17 protein-coding genes, 1 rRNA gene and 1 pseudogene are annotated in these 18341 nt (G+C 63.8%); 6 read left to right on the forward strand and 13 right to left on the reverse strand.

The window, feature by feature from the left end:
- The 4 genes from CH278_RS26260 to CH278_RS26275 form a co-directional block, all read right to left on the reverse strand.
- The gene (locus CH278_RS26260) at positions 1–1032 is read right to left on the reverse strand and encodes a hypothetical protein (protein WP_027497879.1); all 1032 of its coding nucleotides are present in this window, start codon (positions 1030–1032) and stop codon (positions 1–3) included.
- Positions 1010–1903 (reverse strand): carbon-nitrogen hydrolase family protein, encoded by an 894-nt coding sequence (locus CH278_RS26265; protein ID WP_051365238.1) that lies wholly within the window; start codon positions 1901–1903, stop codon positions 1010–1012. The genes CH278_RS26260 and CH278_RS26265 overlap by 23 nt, the downstream gene beginning before the upstream one ends.
- Complete coding sequence (locus CH278_RS26270) at positions 1900–2532, reverse strand: flavin reductase family protein (protein WP_081701649.1); 633 nt, start codon at positions 2530–2532, stop codon at positions 1900–1902. The genes CH278_RS26265 and CH278_RS26270 overlap by 4 nt, the downstream gene beginning before the upstream one ends.
- A gap of 159 nt (positions 2533–2691) precedes the next feature.
- Positions 2692–3726 carry a formamidase gene (locus CH278_RS26275; protein WP_027497880.1) on the reverse strand — a complete coding sequence of 345 codons (1035 nt, stop codon included), beginning with the start codon at positions 3724–3726 and terminating at the stop codon, positions 2692–2694.
- A gap of 111 nt (positions 3727–3837) precedes the next feature.
- On the opposite strand from CH278_RS26275, the gene CH278_RS26280 reads away from it, so the two are divergent.
- Positions 3838–4908: a LacI family DNA-binding transcriptional regulator gene (locus CH278_RS26280; RefSeq protein ID WP_051365239.1), complete on the forward strand. Its 1071-nt coding sequence runs from the start codon at positions 3838–3840 to the stop codon at positions 4906–4908.
- On the opposite strand, the gene CH278_RS26285 is transcribed toward CH278_RS26280, so the two are convergent.
- From CH278_RS26285 to CH278_RS26300, 4 genes are read right to left on the reverse strand one after another with little or no spacing between them, the layout of a single operon-like run.
- Positions 4864–5802, reverse strand: coding sequence for a PfkB family carbohydrate kinase (locus CH278_RS26285; protein ID WP_218828735.1), 939 nt, complete (start codon positions 5800–5802; stop codon positions 4864–4866). The genes CH278_RS26280 and CH278_RS26285 overlap by 45 nt on opposite strands.
- Entirely contained in the window at positions 5799–7265 is a 1467-nt protein-coding gene (locus tag CH278_RS26290) for a purine-cytosine permease family protein (protein WP_027497882.1), read from the reverse strand. The genes CH278_RS26285 and CH278_RS26290 overlap by 4 nt, the downstream gene beginning before the upstream one ends.
- A 30-nt stretch (positions 7266–7295) precedes the next feature.
- Positions 7296–8297: an ADP-ribosylglycohydrolase family protein gene (locus CH278_RS26295; RefSeq protein WP_027497883.1), complete on the reverse strand. Its 1002-nt coding sequence runs from the start codon at positions 8295–8297 to the stop codon at positions 7296–7298.
- 33 nt (positions 8298–8330) lie between these two features.
- Positions 8331–9068, reverse strand: a complete 738-nt coding sequence (locus CH278_RS26300; RefSeq protein WP_051365410.1) for a GntR family transcriptional regulator — start codon at positions 9066–9068, stop codon at positions 8331–8333.
- 283 nt (positions 9069–9351) lie between these two features.
- Between CH278_RS26300 and CH278_RS26305 the strand changes: the two genes are divergently transcribed.
- Positions 9352–11103 (forward strand): pyruvate dehydrogenase, encoded by a 1752-nt coding sequence (locus tag CH278_RS26305; RefSeq protein WP_057474750.1) that lies wholly within the window; start codon positions 9352–9354, stop codon positions 11101–11103.
- 47 nt (positions 11104–11150) lie between these two features.
- Here the strand turns inward: CH278_RS26305 and CH278_RS26310 are convergent, their stop codons facing one another.
- A complete protein-coding gene (locus CH278_RS26310) occupies positions 11151–12629 on the reverse strand; it encodes a carboxylesterase/lipase family protein (RefSeq protein WP_094623281.1) in 1479 nt (492 codons plus the stop codon).
- Positions 12630–12769: 140 nt separating this feature from the next.
- On the opposite strand from CH278_RS26310, the pseudogene CH278_RS26315 reads away from it, so the two are divergent.
- Positions 12770–13462, forward strand: a pseudogene (locus CH278_RS26315) (TerD family protein).
- Position 13463: 1 nt separating this feature from the next.
- Here the strand turns inward: CH278_RS26315 and CH278_RS26320 are convergent.
- Positions 13464–14555 (reverse strand): DNA polymerase IV, encoded by a 1092-nt coding sequence (locus CH278_RS26320; RefSeq protein ID WP_094623308.1) that lies wholly within the window; start codon positions 14553–14555, stop codon positions 13464–13466.
- Between the two features lie 34 nt (positions 14556–14589).
- Here CH278_RS26320 and CH278_RS26325 point away from each other — a divergent pair, with 34 nt between their 5' ends.
- Entirely contained in the window at positions 14590–15018 is a 429-nt protein-coding gene (locus CH278_RS26325) for a DoxX family protein (RefSeq protein WP_228139261.1), read from the forward strand.
- On the opposite strand, the gene CH278_RS26330 is transcribed toward CH278_RS26325, so the two are convergent.
- Positions 15012–16004, reverse strand: a complete 993-nt coding sequence (locus CH278_RS26330; protein ID WP_094623282.1) for an isopenicillin N synthase family dioxygenase — start codon at positions 16002–16004, stop codon at positions 15012–15014. The genes CH278_RS26325 and CH278_RS26330 overlap by 7 nt on opposite strands.
- 86 nt (positions 16005–16090) lie before the next feature.
- Between CH278_RS26330 and CH278_RS26335 the strand changes: the two genes are divergently transcribed.
- On the forward strand, positions 16091–16759 hold the full coding sequence (locus CH278_RS26335) for an SIMPL domain-containing protein (protein ID WP_032384770.1): 669 nt from the start codon (positions 16091–16093) through the stop codon (positions 16757–16759).
- Positions 16760–16783: 24 nt separating this feature from the next.
- Positions 16784–17533, forward strand: coding sequence for a YqjF family protein (locus CH278_RS26340; RefSeq protein WP_256991834.1), 750 nt, complete (start codon positions 16784–16786; stop codon positions 17531–17533).
- On the opposite strand, the gene CH278_RS26345 is transcribed toward CH278_RS26340, so the two are convergent.
- Both CH278_RS26345 and rrf read right to left on the reverse strand, forming a co-directional pair.
- Positions 17512–18114 carry a DUF6188 family protein gene (locus tag CH278_RS26345; RefSeq protein ID WP_052055135.1) on the reverse strand — a complete coding sequence of 201 codons (603 nt, stop codon included), beginning with the start codon at positions 18112–18114 and terminating at the stop codon, positions 17512–17514. The genes CH278_RS26340 and CH278_RS26345 overlap by 22 nt on opposite strands.
- 133 nt (positions 18115–18247) lie before the next feature.
- Positions 18248–18341 (reverse strand): 5S ribosomal RNA (rrf, locus tag CH278_RS26350); the annotation flags it as partial.

The raw sequence follows: 18341 nt of genomic DNA on the forward strand, positions 1-18341 counted from the left end.
TCAGTTCTCCACCAATCGACCTTCGGTGACGACGTCGATGCCGTCGATGGATACCGTGCAGGCGCGCATTCCGATGTCGAGGTGTGCGTATGAGTCTCGGCCGAGTACAGGGTGCGGGCCGGTGGACCACAGGAAGCTGCCGGCGAACGCTCGCGCGTCCATACCCATGATGTCGTCCTTGCCGTACATCGCGGCCGCGAACCAGTCGCCGGTCTTCATCAAGCCCCAGCCCATGTGGGACAGGTAGCGCGCCCACTTGTCGTTGGAGTCGGCGAAGAACATGTTGAGCAGTGCAGCTTCACCGCCGCCGGTCACCTCGTCGATGTGGCCGTTGGTGACCGTCAGCGTCGTCTCGTCCCGGACGTATTCCTTGAACGGCAACAAGATATCGCCCTCGGACAGCACGATCTTTCCGTTCGAGATCTCCGGCCAACACAACACCATGGTGGACGGCCAGTGATCCCAGCGGCCCTTGTCGTCGGCGAAGCCCACCTGGAACTCGGGCTGCGAATTGCTCAGTTGCACGGTGAGATCGGTACCGGCTTCGTTGGTGATGCGCATGGTCGAACCGTTGCGGATCAGATCGACGCCTGCCTGGACCCGCTCCTTGTCGCCGTCCTGCGGCATATTCCTGATAAGCACGTCCGGGGCGTCGCACACGAAGATGATGCGTGTTCCGGCGGCCAGGATCTCTTGCTGGATAGGCGCGTGAATGAAGCCCTCGCTGGTCAGATCGACCACGAGATCAGCTCCCTTGAGCATGTCCTGTGCGACCGAACTGTTCATGACCGACACAAGACCGGGGCCCGCACCGGTGTGGGTGCTCGGCATCGGTGCCGGACTGCCGCCGGGAACGGTGGCCGAAAGTACCTGTGCCCCCAAACTTTGAGCCGCTCCGAAGGCAGCCGAGACGTAATCCCCACGGCTCGAAGGCTCCGCGAGAATCACCACCTGCTCTCCTGGCTGCACTTTGCACAGCTCGAGCTGACGGGTGAACGCGCGCAGGAGATCAGCTGATCGCAGATCGAACATCTCGGTTCCTCTCGTGAGGGTTCTCGGTTGAATCGTTCTCGGTGATTCCGCCCAGGCGGGCAAGGTCTTTCAGATAAGGAATTTCGTCGCGTGCGTCGAGCAACTCACGGCGAGTCACTGTTGCCGAGACCGATCCGACGCTCTCGTCCATCTCGACGATGGTGCGTCCTTGCGGTCCGACGATGACGCTGTGGCCCGCGAACCGTGGGCCGTCGCCGGTCTGTCCGGTGAGTCCGGCGGCCGCGACGACGACGCCGTTCTCGAGTGCTCGGGAACGGGTGAGCAACTTCCACACGTGCAAACGGACGTGTCCGAATGCCGACGGTACGGCGATCACATCGGCTCCTCGCTGGACGAGGTCGCGGACCGTCTCGGGGAACCCTGCCTCGTAGCAGATCACGACGCCGATGGTGCCGAACGGAGTGCTGACCAGCAGTCCGCTCTCAGCGCCAGGAGTGAACACCGATTTCTCTCGGTCCCACAGAAAGCGCTTGTGTCCCAGAGCGATCAGGCCGCCCGGGCCCACGACGAGCGAGCTGTCGAAGACGATTCCGTCGGCATCACGAAACGCGATGGCCGTCACCAGAACGGTGTCGGTTTCGGCGGCGAGCGCTCCGAGCGCGGTCGACGTTCGACCGGGTACGGACTCGGCCATCGTGTCGATGCTGTCGAGATCGTAACCGCTGGCGAACAATTCGGGCAGAACGATCACCTTCGATCCGCCCGCGGCGAGAGCCTGCACCTCCGAGCGCACCGCGTCGATGTTCTGCTGCCAGGCTCCCACCCGCGAACCGGTCTGCACCACAGCGATGTCGAAGGTGTCGACAACCGCCTCGGTGTCGACACCGCGCAGACGGGCCGAGGCAGTCACTGCGCCACCCGGTTCATGTCGGTGGTGTAGAACGGGCCCGCCAGTCTGCCGAGGAAACGGTGTTCGAGAGTATCGACGTGCAGGTCGGCGGTGAGCAGGCCAGGCCTGCTGGTCACCGCCGTGACGGTCCCCAACACCAGAGTGTCCGTGCCGAGCGCAATTTCCTGCATCGTGCGACATTCGAGAGACACCAGGGATTCGAGCACCGACGGGGCCGCGACGGACACCGACGGCACTGCGGTCATGTGCGAGAGCTCGAACTCGTCGACATCGGCATCGACGGTGGCGAAACTTGCGGTCACCGCATCCACGGTGTCCGCGGACGGAATGTTGACGACGAATTCGCCGGTGTCGCGAATGTTGACCAGTGTGTCCTTGAACTCTCCGGGGAATCCGATGCGTTCACCGATGGAGATCATCAGCGTCGCCGGGTTGCGCGACGCGACATTGAAGAAGCTGAACGGTGCCAGGTTGAGGACGCCGTCGCCGGAGACCGTCGAGATCCAGGCGATAGGACGTGGCTGCACCGCACAGGACAGCAGTTTGTACACATCCCCCGACGACATCGATTCGATGTCGTGGCGGGTGCGATCCGTGAGCTCCAGAGAGTCGCCTACCTGGGAAGTCATCGAAACGAGCCTTCTTTCGCTTGCTGTGCAACCGGTCGTGCAACCGATTGCGTTGTCATGACGATAGAGGGGTTTCTCGGTCGATGTCGAGCTTTGGGCCACAAATCCGAAACCAATTAATGGCACCGTTACACGGGCACCGGCTGCGTAACCTGCGCCTTACTCGCCGCGCATCCCGGCCCTGGCCGTATCGATCGGACTACCGTCTCGACGCGGCGGCCCGTATCCCTCCGAAGACCCGTCGACAATGCGAACCTCGTCCTCCCACGGAACTCGGTAGGTTCCGTCGGCGAGATCGCGGACGTAGGTGTACGGGCAGTCACGCGCCCCTCCATCGAGCGCGGTGTACCCACGATGCCCCAGTTGATAGATGTTGTTCTCCACTCCCCACTCGCGACGTGCCGCGTCGGCCCTGGCCGGCTCGATCGACACGGTCACCACCCGATCGGGTGTGGAATCGCCGCGCTCGATGATCGTTCCTTCGTAGTCGCACACCATCGCCTCCCCCATCGACGGGATGCCGTTGCCGTCCTCCCCCGCCAAACAGACCGAGGCAGTGTACGCCAGGTTGTGGAATGCATTGGCCTCGTTGGTGATACGCCAGGACTGCCGAAGAGGGAACTTGTAGCCGGCCGTGCGCAGCAACACGTTGGCACCGCGGTAGCTCGCTTCACGGGCGACTTCGGGGAACATTCCGTCGTGACAGATCAACAGCGACAGCACCGAACCCTTCGGTCCCGGGCAGACCGGCAGACCGATGTCGCCGGGCTCCCAAGGCTCCTTGGGCGTCCAGGGGTGAAGTTTGCGGACGTACAGGGCAATCTCACCCTGATCGTCGACGATTATTCCTGAGTTGAACGGCGCTCCACCGGGGTTGCGTTCCATGATGCTGAAGCACCCCCACACCGTCGACTCACGGCACGCGTCGCGCAATCGCTCCACCTGCGGACCGTCCATGTCGCACATCACCTCGTCGGACGCCCACGACGATTTGCGTAGACCGTGCAGTGAGTACTCCGGGAAGACCACGAGGTCGAGCGCCGCGAACCCGGCCTTCGCCTCGCGCAGCTGCCTGCACACGCGATCGGTCGTCGCGTCGACATCGTCCAAGCTCGTGATCAGCGGAACCTGCTGCTGAACCAGGCCGAGCGTGAGTGACGTCGGCGACGGATTGAGACCACCAAGACCTGTCATCTATTGTCCGTTCCTAGGGGCAACTTGTTGCGCAAACGATTGCGCACGGTGCTAGCTTAGGGGTCATCAGGGGTCGGGGCAGCGCCGACGGAGGATCGAGGGGAACCGCCAGTGGACAGCACCAGTTCGGGGAGCGTCACGCTCAAAACGGTCGCAGCGGCTGCGGGAGTGCATGTTTCGACCGTCTCTCGTGCTCTGCGACGCGTTGCGCTCGACCCGGCAGGTGCGAGCGCCGGAGATCTGCGATTGTTCGAGCTGGCCCGCGATATGGACTACGTCCCCAACCCCAACGCGGCGAGCTTGACCACCAAGAAATCCACTGCGTTCGGAGTACTCGTCCCGCGATTGACCGATGTGGTGCTCTCTGCGATGTACGACGCCATCGAGGAAACAGCGAATCGTGCCGGGTACGAGACCTTCGTCGCCAACACCCACGACGATCCGATTCAGCAGCGTCGACGCATCGACCTGTTGCTCGGCCGCAACGTCGACGGCCTCATCTTCGGTGATGCTCGCCTCGACAGCGAGAACCTCGAAAACCTCCAGCGCCGAGGGATCAAGTTCGTGCTCATCAGCCGCAGATACCCGGGCATGACCTCCGTGACGTGCGACGACCATCGGGGCGGCTACCTCGCCGGTGAGCACCTGGCCGGACTGGGCCACACCCGAGTGGGGATCGTGTCCGGCCCTGCGTGGGCCAGCACCGGAATCGACCGCTTGGAGGGCTGCCGCGCTGCCCTCCGCGACGCAGGCATCGACGTTCCGGACGAGTACGTACGGGAAGAGGGGTTCGATCCCGATGCCGGAAGGCGCGGGGCGAGCGCCCTTCTGTCGCTGCCGACTCCCCCGACGGCGATCTTCGCGACCAACGATTTCAGCGCCATCGGAGTGCTCGGCGTGCTGCGTCAGTCGGGTCTGCAGCCAGGACGCGACGTAGCCGTCGTCGGCTACAACGACATCTCGATCTGCAGCGAGTTGACCGTTCCGTTGACGACGATTCACAGCCCACACCGCGAAATCGGCACGCGCGCAGCAGAGATGCTGCTGGCGGTCACCCATGGACTTCCGGTGTCCTCGATGGCGTTGACACCGACCCTCGTCGTGCGCGACTCGACGGTTCCAGGACGGAGTCGTCTCTCACCCGTCGAGAGGACGACCGCGGATCAACGCGTCGGTACGTGACCGAGGCGGAGCCGTCGCCGGTCCTCGCTCGGTGACCGCAAGTGCTGCAGCAGCATTGGCCCGCAGCGCCGCGTCGTACAGACCGAGCCCACGGGACAGCCCTGCCAACAACACCCCGGCGTGAGCATCGCCCGCGCCGTTCGAGTCCACCGCCTGCACCTCGAACCCCGGAACCGATTGCGACGTCCGTCTACCGCCCGCGATTCGACAACCGTCCGGACCGGTACGGAGTACCACCGCCGCATCGGGCCGCACCCTCGTCACCAATTCGGCCGCGATGGAATCGATATCGACCTCATCCGTCATGAGCATGCCCTCGCGTAGATTCACGCTCACGATGTCGGCACGGGCGAGAACGGCGTCCACCACGTCGCGGTTCAGCGTGGCGATCAATGGAGACGGATCGAACAGCACCGTGACGTCCGCGGGAAGCGTCGGCAGCCACGCGGTCAATGCTGCGGCGTTGCTCTCGTGCGCCAGCCCGTAGCCGGTGACGTACACCAAGTCTGCACTCCGCACCCCTGCCGCCTCGAGGTCCCCGACACCAAGTTCCGCCTCGGCCCCCGGGTAGGTCACGAACGTGCGCTCGGTGTTCGCATCGACGAGGGCGATACAGAACCCCGAGTCCTGTTCAGACGGTGCGGTATTGACTATGCGGGCACCGCTGGCGGACAGAGCTTCGCGGACGATCGAACCATAGTGACCGGACCCGTATCTGCCGGCGAAGATCACCGGCAGATCATCACGAATCGCGGCGACCATCACGTTGAGTCCACCGCCCGCGGTCTCGTTCAGTGACGTCGCTACGACGTCACCTCCCGGAACCGGCACTTCGGGTACGGCCATCACCACGTCGACGATCACCTGACCGGTATGGATCAGTCGCGGACTCACCGAGAGACCGTCTCGGTCCGCCGCGCTCCACCGGTGACGAGATAGAGCCCGGCGGCGATCACGAACGACGCCACCCAGCCGAGTCCGTTGTCACCGATCCAGCTGCCGGACAGCGGTCCGGTGTAGATCACGTCGCCGTCCACCGTGATCGCAGTGAACAGGAAGCCCACCACGATTCCCGCCGCCCAGCTCGCGAAGGCGTACCAGTTGACTCCGCCGGTGTACCAGTAGCGACTGGTGTTGCCCACGTTCATGATCGATGCCGCGTCGTACGTCTTCCGTTTGATCATGTCCGTCATGAACACACCGAGCCATGCCGTCAGAGGTACGGCGAGAACCGAGATGAAGGTGATGAACGGTCCGTAGAAGCCGTCGGAGATCAGCATGAAATAGATGGCGCCGACGAACGTGACGAAGACGTCGACTCCGACCGCATAGACCCGCTTGATCCGGAAACCGAGGGTCAACGTGGTGAGACTGGCCGAATACACCGAAAGATGGTTGGACAACAGCAATCCGCCGAATGCGGTGATCAGATACGGAACGGCCATCCAGGCCGGCAGAATTTCTCGGATTGCCGCAACCGGATCCGATGCGGACGCAAGGCTGTTGTCGCCTGCCGACAGCAGCGCGCCGAGTCCGATCAGCAGAACGAGGGGAATTCCGGCTCCGGCCGCGCTGGACAGCACCAACGAGCCGGCTCCCACACTCTTTCGTTGATATCGCGACATGTCGGCTCCGGCATTCGCCCAACCGATACCTGTTCCAGCAGCTATGGTTCCGACACCGATGACCATCGCACTGATGGATCCGGCCGGGGTACTGGTCACTGCAGTCCAGTCGACGGTGGCGATCAGGAAGATTGCGACGAAGATGTTCAGCGCACCGAAAATCCACGTGGACCAGCGTTGGATGACGAGGATCGCCGCATGCCCCAGACCGCTGACCACCAGTGTGAGCACGATGAAGACGACGATGGAGACGATCGTGACGACGGCATGATCCTTCGCGACGCCGGATCCACCGAAGATCAGTGTGAAGATCGACAGCAACACGAATGCCGCGGTCGTGGTGTTGACGGTTTCCCAGCCGAGTCGCGACATCAGCGAGACCAGTGTGGGGCCGATGTTTCCGCGAACCCCGAAGGTGGCTCGCGACAACGTGAGACTCGGTGCCCCGCCACGTTTACCGGCAATCGACACGATTCCAACGATGGCGAACGAACCCGCCGCGCCCACCAGGGCGACAATCAATGCTTGCCAGATATTCAGACCGGTGAAGACCACCAGGGTAGCCCCGAGCGGTAGACCGAGAATGGAAATGTTCGCGGCGAACCACACCCAGAACAACTGCAGCGGATTACCGTTGCGCTCGTCGTCCGGGACTGGCTCGATCCCCCGAGTTTCCAGGGACAATACGTCGACTGTCGTGTCCGATGCAGACGTGGAAGCGGATGAGGTCATGGTTGTGCTCCAAGGGTGAGTCGAACTGTGTCAGTTCGTGTTACGGAGAGCAAGCAGTCGGTCGACGATGGGCTCCAGATCGAGCTTGTTCACGTCGGTTACCGTTCGTATCGCTTCGCCGGGCCACGCTGCCAGGCCGCCGACGGCACCGCGAATTGCGCCGGCTATTGCTGCGATCGTGTCGGTGTCGCCGCCGATGGTGGCGGCTGCCAGTACGACGTCCCAAGGGTCGTCGTACGCAACGGCCAGAGCGAAGGCCGCTACCACTGATTCCTGTGACGCGACGGACGTGCCGATGACGTCTGCCACTGTGTCCGTGATGGGCCGGTCGGCGGACTTGCCGACCAGCTCGACTGCCCAACGAATACGGGCTGCGATGTTTCCACCGGCGACCCAATATCCCCGGGTGGCCCCCTCGGTGGCGGCGGCGACACCGATGTCGACCGCCTCGTGCAATTCCGCACCCGCGATCCCGGCGCTGATGGCTCCGGCAACCGCTGCGGCGGAGGCTATTCCGAGTGACGTGTTGTGGGTGACGAAACTGCAACTGTAGATCGCGTCGACGAACGGCGCGATACCGCCGTCCAACGATGCCGCAATTGCCGCAGGTGTGATTCGCATGGCCGCACCGTTGGTGCTGCCGAACTTGCCCGCCTCGTTCGGGTCGGAGCCGTCGAGTATTCGTTCCACAGCTCGCTTGGTGGACGGCCCGAGCAGATCCAAAGATCCGCGCGCGGACATCTCGGACTCCCACGCGATCAAGGCGCGGGCGAAAGCCGAGGGATCGACCCTACCGTCACCGTCGATGATCAACTGGGCCAACATGATCGCCTGCTCGGTGTCGTCGGTGATCGAGCCCGCCGACATGCCGTGCGCGATCCGCTGACGGGGACCGGCGGCGACGAATCCGCGTAGTTGGCCGTAATCCTCAGCAATGTCCCCGCGACACATCGATTGCGTCGGCATTCCCAGCGCGTCTCCCAGCGCCAGGCCATAGAAAGCCCCGAGGGCGCGATCGCGTGAAGCAGACATCGAAACAGTCCTCGCAGAGAGTGGGGTCATCGGTCAGGAATTGAAAGTGAGATGGAGCCGAAATCGGTCGGGCGCGAGCAGGCTGACGACCTTCTCGACGAACCGACCCGACGCGTCTCGACTGACACGAATGCTGTGCAGGTACGGGGTGCCCACCGGCACTTCGAGAACGGCTGCATCGGCCGCGTCGACGGGAACCACCGAGACCCATTGCTCGCCGCTGGCAGCCACGAGCCCCGCAGACCTCAAGGTTGCAGTCAGCGATTCTTCTACCAATCCGTTCTCGGGCAGGTCCGCAAGCGAACCGAGCGCCGGAACACGGCTACGCTCCAGCGACACCGGTCGCCCGTCGACCACGTGCCGCACTCGGTCGACGGCAACGAAGTTCAACGTGGAAGTACCGGCCTCGGCTGCCAACTCGGGGTCGACGATGCGCTCGACCCGGAGAGTGCGGGTGTGCATCTCGACGCCCGCGGAGGACAGGGCCCGCGCCCATCCGTCCGCAGTCTCGATCTGATGACCATCGAAGGTGACGAGTGATCCTATGCCGCTTCGCTTTTGGATGAGGTTCTGTTCTTCCAATTCGCTGAGCGCCGATCGGATGGTTCCGCGACTGACCGAGAACTCGCGGGCAAGGTCGTTCTCTCCGGGCAAGAACGAGCCTGAGGGGATGTCGCCGGACTCGATGGTGTTCTTGAGCGAGGCGAGTACCTGTTGGCGCTTGTGCCGTGCGCGTTCCGGTGTGCGCTGAGTCATAGCGGGCTCGGTCATGTCAGAACCGTACATCCCAAGAATGAACCTGTACAGAGCCTGTTCATTTGAATGTCGCCATCGGCAGACAGCACGTCAGGACAGCCCCAGTCTTCGATGAGTGCTGGCAGGAATTTCGCCACGTGACGGAGATCGCGTCGGGCCTCTACCTGGGCTTTGCTCTTGCGGTAGCGATCGCGCTGCACTTCTATGTTTCGTACACCCTCGGCGCCGGGAAGGCGTCGAGAATGCGCACAGGGCACATCGACCCCGAGGCGCGCTACTACATCCGAGGAGAAAAACTATGTCCACCACAGTGGCCGATCAACTCGTTCGCGGACTCGTCGACGCCGGAGTTCGGCGCATCTACGGAATCGTCGGCGACAGTCTCAACCCGGTGGTCGACGCGGTGCGTCGGACCGGAGGGTCGGCCAAGGGCGGCATCGACTGGATCCATGTTCGCCACGAGGAAGCCGCGGCGTTCGCGGCATCGGCGGACGCGCAGACCACCGGCACCCTGGCCGTGTGCGCCGGCTCCTGCGGACCGGGTAACCTGCATCTGATCAACGGGCTGTTCGACGCACACCGTTCCGGCGCACCGGTTCTCGCGATCGCATCCCACATTCCCAGCAGCGAGATCGGGTCGGGGTACTTCCAGGAGACGCATCCCGATCGCCTGTTCGTCGAATGCTCGCTGTACAACGAGTTCGTCTCCACCGCCGAGCAAGCACCGCGCGTCTTCCGCGCCGCGATCAACGCAGCGATCACCGGCGGCGGAGTATCGGTGGTGACGCTCCCCGGTGACATCGCCGAGCTGTCCGCTGCCGGCGCAATGGATCCCATCGCCATTCCGTCGACTCCCGTCGTCACTCCGCCCGCCGCCGACATCCAACAGCTGGCCGACGCCATCAACAATGCCGAGAAGGTCGCGATCTTCGCCGGCTACGGCGTCAAGGGTGCCCATGACGAGGTCGTCGCATTCGCCGACACCATCGGCGCTCCCGTCGGACATTCGTTGCGCGGCAAGGAGTTCATCCAGTACGACAACCCGTACGACGTCGGCATGACCGGCCTGCTCGGCTACGGAGCTGCGCACGCCGGTATCCACGACGCCGATCTGCTCATCCTGCTCGGCACCGACTTTCCGTACCAACAGTTTCTTCCCGAGGATGTCGCGACCGCGCAGATCGACATCGATCCGACCAAGTTGGGTCGCCGTACCTCGGTGAAGTACCCCATCCACGGAGACGTGCGTGCAACTCTGAACGCGTTGCAGCCGTTGGTCACTCGCAAGACCGATCGCCGGTACGCAGAGAAGTGGTTGGACAAGCACAACGATCTGATGGGCAAGACAGTCGGCGCGTACACCCGCAATGCCGAGAAGCTCGTGCCGATCCATCCCGAGTTCGCCGCGTCCGTGCTCGACGATCTGGCCGACGACGATGCCGTGTTCACCACCGATACCGGTATGTGCAACGTGTGGACCGCCCGATACATCAACCCCACCGGCAAAAGAGCTTTCGTCGCATCGATGCTGCACGGCTCGATGGCCAACGCGCTACCGCACGCCATCGGGGCGCAGTTCGCGCACCCGGGCCGTCAGGTCGTCTCCATCTCGGGTGACGGTGGATTCTCGATGATGCTCTCCGAACTCCTCACCGTGGCGATGTACAAGTTGCCGGTGAAGATCGTCATGTTCGACAACTCGACCCTGGGCATGGTCAAGGCCGAGATGCTCGTCGACGGACTCCCCGACTTCGGCGTAGACGTGCCACAGGTCGACTACACCGGAATCGCCAAGGCTGCGGGCATTCACGCGCAGCGTGTCGACCAGCCGGGTGATATTCGCGGCGCACTCGAAACCGCGTTCGCCACGGACGGGCCTGCCCTGGTGCAACTGATCACCGATCCGCTGGCACTGTCGGTGCCGCCGACCCTCACCGGCGAGCAGCTCAAGGGCTTCGCGCTCGCGATGAGCAAGGTTGTTCTCAACGGCGGTGTAGGAGAAGCAGTTCGGATGGCGAAGTCGAACCTGCGTAACGTTCCGCGTCCCTGATCGAGACCCCGCACCGGTGGTACGGCATATACCACCGGTGCTGTCGTCTACCGGATCTTGTCCCACAGCTCCCGCTGCGCCGCACGAGGATCCTGCACCGAAGCCGACTCCTCGTCGAATGTCATGACCGTTCGCTCCGACCCGTACGGGGCCCAGCCCGGGTCGCCTGCCGTGACGAAGTCCACCCAGGCGCGGTGAGTCCGGTCGGCGAGTTTCTGCGGAGGGTTCGGCCCGAGGAGCAACCCACCGGTGCCCTCGGCGAGGTTGTCGAAGACGAACGGGATCTCGATTGCATGGCAGGCACCCAGCTTGCCCTCGTACGACGGTGACGGCCAAGCGAATTCGTACATATACGTCGCGGAACCCGAACGAGCCTCGGCGATACGAATGACAGGAATTCGGAAGAACCAGTCGGTCATCGCGGCCATCATGACCTCACCTGCGGTGGCGTCGGGTGTGTCGGCGCGGTAGAGCTCGAGCACCCGGTCCGCGTCGGCGCCCATGCCCGCCATGGCCATGCGCAGCAGATTCTCGTCGATGTGCCGGAACACCCCGCTGGGTACGAAGAACAGCGCATGTTCGTCGGAGTTGGATCCGACCATGATCTCGACGTCTGCGGTGGAGCCGGCGGCGATCGCATCGATCGGCCGGGCCGGCACCACGTCCCCGTCGATGTGCGGTTCGTACGCCATGACATTGAGGACCAGCTCGCCCCACAGACGCGGATCGGGTTGCTTGGCAATACGATTCGACAGCGCAGTCTGCGCGGCCGTCAAGTCCGCCACCGGCACCGAACCGAAACCGTCGACGGTGGGTTCCACACCGAGGTCCGACGCCAACGCCGCGGTGACCTTCTTCGCGGTCTCCTCCGTCAGTACGTGGTGCCCGCCGCCGCTCTGCAGGATGGCGCGGCGAAACAGCCCCTTCGCGCGTGGCATCGACAGCAGCGTGCCCACACTCATCGCGCCCGCCGACTCCCCCGCAATCGTCACCTGAGCGGGGTCGCCGCCGAACGCCGTAATGTTGGCGGCCACCCATTCGAGCGCCGCAACCTGATCCAGCAGACCGCGGTTGGCGGGCGCTCCGTCGATCGCCAGGAATCCGTCGACGCCCAATCGGTAGTTGATGGTGACGCACACGATTCCGTCGCGGGCGAACGCGGTGCCGTCGTACGTGGGTACCGCGCCGCTGCCGTTGGTGAACGACCCACCGTGAATCCATACCAGTACCGGCAACCCCGCGGCCTCGACGTCGGGCGTCCAGACATTCACGTTCAGGCAATCGTCTCCGTCGATCGCCACCTCGGACAGAATCTGGTCGATCGGGCTGGGAAATCCGGGTTTGGGAGCCGTCGGGCCGAATTCGGTGGCCTGCCGGACGCCCTCCCACGACTCGGGTTGCTGTGGTGCCTGGAAGCGGTGTGCACCGAAGGGCGGTGCCGCGTACGGGATTCCCTTGAAGGCGCTCACCCCCGCAACTGTGCGACCACTGAGTTTCCCTTGCGCGACCTCTACGACCGGGTTCATCGGTTCCTTTCAATTTCGAACGTGAGAACTCCATAGTGCACTCCCGGCCCACGTCGTCGACCCCGGTTGCGGTTATTCTCGACGGACCGCCCAAACCGGACATCGCGATCCGGAACTCGACCGTTTCGGAAGGCTCCACGATGGCCATCGACTACACCCGCAAGCCCTCTCAGCCCGCCCAGCCCGCCGCGTCGGTGAATCTGAGCAAGGTGACGCTGTCCAAGGCGTCGCCCACCATCAGCTTGACCAAGTCCGGTGAGAAGCAGGGGTCGATGCGGGTGAATCTCAACTGATCGAGCGGCGCACCTGCCGCGCAACCGAAGAAGAAAGGCTTTCTGGCGAAGCTGGCCGCCGCGTCGTACGGCACCGGAGGGGTGGACCTCGACCTCGGCTGCCTCTACGAGCTGCGGGACGGTTCCAAGGGCGTCGTTCAGGCACTGGGAAACAGCTTCGGTTCGTTGCAGCAGCCGCCGTTCATCGCGCTCGACGGCGACGACCGCTCGGGTTCGGTCAGCGGCGGCGAGAACATGCATATCAATCTCGCCGACCCCGACAAATTCACGCGCATTCTGATCTTCGCGATGATCTACGACGGCGCACCCAACTGGGCTGCGGTCGACGGCGTGGTGACCCTGTACCCCACCAGCGGCCCGCAGGTGGAGGTTCGCCTGGACTCGGCCGAAAACTCGGCACGGATCTGCTCGATCGCGTTGCTGCAGAACACGTCCGCCGGGATCACCGTGACGCGCGAGGTGGAGTACATCCAGGGCAGCCAAGCCGATCTCGACAAGAAGTACGGCTGGGGAATGAAGTGGGCTGCCGGCCGAAAGTGAACTAGGACGCTGGTTTCGGTTGCGGCGGAACCATTTCCAGTCGCACACCGATCAAGCGAACCTCTCGGCTGTGGTCGAGCCGATCCACCAGGGCCACCGCGGCCGACGTGAGAGTCGCTGCATCGAAGGTTGGCGGGCCCGCGATCGGGGCGCTGACGGTATGCGTCTCGAACGGGGCATACCGGATCTTCAATGCCGCGCGGAGCGCAGGCCGATTCTCGCTTTCGATGTCTGCGAGCACCTTCGACGTCAAATTCGCGACCTCGTCCCTGATCACGGTCCAGTCGGCGACGTTGGTCTGGAACGTGACTTCCCGACTATGAGATCGCGCGACCCACGGTTCGGACGTCACCGGAGACAGCTCGATCCCCCGCCCCTTCGTACCGAGCCACGGCCCGATCTTCGGCCCGAACGCCGCGGCGAGGTCTGCGTCGTCCGCATCGGCCAATTCACGGACGGTGGTGATACCGAGTGCAGCAAGCCGGGTGGAGATCTTCTTGCCGATTCCCCACAGCGCATCGGTGCCGCGCTCTCCCATCACCTCGTACCAATTGTCCTGGGTGAGTTGGTAGATACCCTGAGGCTTGTCGAAATCGGTGGCGATCTTCGCTCGAAGCTTGTTGTCCCCGATCCCGACCGAACAATGCAGCCCGGTCGCATCGAACACCGCGTCGTGCACTGTCCTGGCGAATGTCCTCGGATCGTCGGTCTCGACGCCCAGAAAGGCCTCGTCCCAGCCGATCACCTCCACCACCACCCCGAGGGAACGCAGCGTGTCCATCACCGTCGCCGACGCCTCGTCGTATGCCGGCTTGTCGACGGGAAGAAAAACGGCGTCGGGAATCTTCTTCGCTGCGATCCGCAGCGGCATTCCGGATCCGACGCCCTTCGCCCGTGCCTCGTAGGACGCCGTCGACACCACCCCACGCTCGGTCGGATCTCCCCTGCCGCCGACCACCACGGCTTTGCCCACGAGTTCGGGGTTCCTCAGCACCTCGACCGCTGCGATGAATTGGTCGAGATCGACGTGCAATACCCAGCGCCGCCGAGTGGCATCGGTCGACGCATGCTCGGTCGTGGTGGTCCCGGTCATGGTCACCAGTGTGCCCGTGGTGTCTCATGGCGCAATGACGAAATCGATATCTCGGACCATCGGCCGGATCGTGCTGGGAGCATTTCTCGTCTTCGCCGGTCTGAGCCATCTGTTCTGGGCACGCAGTACCTTCGCGGCCCAGGTACCGACATGGATGCCCGTCGACACCGACTTCGTCGTCCTGGCTTCGGGCGTCGTCGAGATCGTTCTCGGTCTTGCGCTCCTGTTCTGGACTGCTCGCTCAGCGCTCGTGGGATGGGTGGTGGCCGCCTTCTTCGTCGCCGTCTTCCCGGGAAACATCTCTCAATTCGTCACGCACACCGACGCGTTCGGTCTCGACTCCGATGCCGCACGCGGCATCCGACTGCTGTTCCAACCTCTTCTGATCGTGTGGGCGCTGTGGTGCACCGGTGCCTGGGCACAGTGGCGCGCCTCGAATGAGGGTCGCAGCCAGCGTCACTGAGCGGAGCTGTGCCCGGCGGGAACGATGCCGTGGTGCAACAGAGCCACGTCGGGATGTGCGCGCGTACGGGATTTCCAGGCGTTCGCCCCGTAGGTGTCGTAGATGGGGTTGTCGGGATCGTCCTCGACGCCACGTGAGTGCCGTGCCAGTTCCGGTGGCAGCGTGATGATCGGTACGACGGCATCGAGTGCGGGACTGAGGAAGTACGGCACCGATACCCGGTCGGTACCCGGCCCGGGGGCGATCACCCGATGCCGCGTCGCGCGGAGGTAGCCGCCCGTCGCCACTTCCAGCAGCTCGCCGATGTTGACGATGAATGCGCCCTCCAGAGGCGGCACATCGACCCAGGTATCCGCGGTCGTCTCCACCTGCAAACCGGCCGAGTCGGGTTCGACCAGGAGCAGCGTCAACACCCCAGAATCCTTGTGCGCACCCACACCCTGTGAGTGATCCGGCGTACCCGGGTAGCGCACGACTTTCATCAACGTTGCCGGCGCGGTGCCGAACGCGTCGTCGAACACGTGCTCGTCCGCGCCGAGAGAGGCCGCCCAATGTCGGAGCAGCGCGAGTCCGATCTGCGACACCGACTGCTCCCACTGCTCGAACGTCTCGCGGAAGCCCTCGGGTTCGGACGGCCACAGGTTCGGTCCTTGCAGATTCCAGTAGCCCTGCGCATGCTCGATCGCCGGCCGCTCGGGACCGATGTCGATCTGCTCGCGCCAATCGACCCGACCGTTGGTCAGCTCGCCGCCCACTCGCGAATAGCCGCGAAAGTGTGGGCTCTTCAGTTGACTGATCTCGTCCTTGACGGCGTCGGGCACCGCGAAGAACGCCCGCGCCGAACGCAACACGTCGGCCATCCGGTCGGTGCCGATGCCGTGTCCGACGAGGTAGAAGAACCCCGAGTCGTGGGCTGCCTCGCGCAGAGCCCGTCGGAAGGCCTGTGGGTCGTCTTCGGACGACTCGAGATCGAGAACAGGGAGCATGACCCGATTGTCCTCCGCACCTGACGCGTCGGCCAGCAGTGTTGAGATTCGATGAATCCCCGTTCCCGGATGCCAGACTGGACGTCATGAGCCCGGAAGCACTCGACATCACCGTCGTCGGTCACGGCGAGGTGACATACCCACCCGAACAATGCACGTTGTCCCTGACGGTGCGTACCGACGGCCGCAGCGCCGAGTCCGCGTCGGAGCCTGCGGGGCAACTCGTACGTGAGCTCACTCGCCTCATCGAACCCCTCTACAACAGTGAACACGGGCCGATCGATCGATGGACCATCGATCAGGTTCGGCGTTCCCGTCACCGCCCGTTCAATCAGGACGGCGAACAACTTCCGTACGTCTATCAGGCCGAGGCGTCCGTCGAAGTGAAGTTCAGCCAACTCGACCTGGTGGATGCCTTCGTGTACGCGGCATCCGCTCTCGACGGGGTCTCGATCGACCACTTCGACTGGGACCTCACCGAACCGAGCAGGAAAGCCCACACCCATGAGGTCCGCGAACGTGCAGTGCAGGATGCTGTGTCCAAGGCAGAGGCCTATGCGTCGAGCCTGGGAAGGGTGAATGTGACGGCCGTGGCCGTTGCCGATCCCGGACTGCTGACGGGGTCTGCCGAACGCGGCGTCACCGAGCCGTCCCACCGCATGCTTGCCGCACAATCCGGGCCCGCCGCGTTCGCCCTGAAGCCCGAGAACATCACGATCTCCGCCAGCGTGCACGCCAGATTCACCGCCTCCTGACGTGGCGCGCCTACCCTCGAGTACATGAACCGCGACGATGCCCGACGCCTTTGGCCCCGGCCACCGCTGTTGCCTCGTCCGATTCTGATGGACCAGCGGTGGGAACGACTCGTCTTCCTGCACTGGCGAGTACCGAGTTCGGTCGTCGCGCCGCTGTTACCGGACGGGTGCGTACCGGACGAGTTCGACGGTTCGTCGTGGGTCGGTCTCATCGGGTTCCACATGGTCGGTGCCGGTCTCGGATATCGGCACCCGGTGCCGTACTTCGGGACCTTCGGCGAGATCAATGTGCGGTTGTACTCCGTGGACGCAGAAGGCCGACGCGGTGTCGTCTTTCGCTCCCTCGAGGCGACCCGACTCGCAGTCGTCGTGGGCACCAATGCCGCACGTATCCCCTACCGGTGGGCATCGATCGATATCGACGACGACAAGCGAGCAATTTCCTACCGAAGCCGGCGGCTGGCACCGCCGAAGCGCGGTGCGACGACGGATTTCGGCATCGTGCGGGGCACACGCGACATGTCCGACGACCCGCTGGCGGTATTCCTCACCGCGCGGTGGGGACTGCACACCGCGCTGGGCGGACGCCTGCTGTACGTGCCGAACGTGCATCGACATTGGGCCCTGGTGGACGCGGAACTGACCCACTGCTCGGATCAGTTGGTTGAGGCTGCGGGTCTTCCGGGGGTCAGTACTCGAACACCCGACTCGGTGCTGTACTCGGACGGGGTCGCAACTCAGTTCGGCAAACCCTATGTGGTGCGTGGTCGGTAGAAGATGACGTGCCCCGACGACAACTCGACGACCCAGTCCCCGCCCGCGTCGGAACTGGCAGTAACGCTCTCCCGAAGCACCAAGTAACCCGCGTCGAGCGGTAGATCGAAATTCAGGCAAGTTCCGTCGGAGAATTCTACGGATGCATCGTCGCCGGTAGATATACGAACGACGGTCGCACCGATCGAGGGTAGACCCTCCCGAGTGGATACTTCGTCGCTTCGGTGCGGCGGTGCCGGCCACGATTCGACGGTGCCCTCGGCACCACACAGCACGGTCGACCCGTCGGCCGCACAGAATTCCCACGACTCGACCTCTGGTCGTGGATGGGCCACAACTCGCGTCCGTCCGTCGAATGTCAGACGGAGAACACCGGATTCGTCGAACTCGGCATCATCGCAGACTAGACCGAGTAACACGGCGAACGCCCTGAGTCCCTCGAATTGATTGTCTTCGTCGACGACGAGATCATCGACGACGACTTCACTGAACGCGACGGTGGCACCGCTGTCGAATTCGATGGTCAGGTCGAAATCGAGCAGAACCTTGTGGACGCGCTGGCCGTCGACGGGAAGTTTCATCGAACACGACTGTGCCACACGAATCCAGCGCGGTACACAGTGCGCACGCGTTCTTTCGATTGTGTTGTGTGGCTGGTGGTTTCGAATGCAAAATGCCCCTGACCGTGAGGTCAGGGGCATTTTGGGATGTTGTGTTCGGCGGTGTCCTACTCTCCCACACCCTGTCGAGTGCAGTACCATCGGCGCTGGAGGGCTTAGCTTCCGGGTTCGGAATGGGACCGGGCGTT

Source organism: Rhodococcus sp. 05-2254-5, assembly GCF_002258575.1.
GTDB classification, from domain to species: domain Bacteria; phylum Actinomycetota; class Actinomycetes; order Mycobacteriales; family Mycobacteriaceae; genus Rhodococcoides; species Rhodococcoides fascians.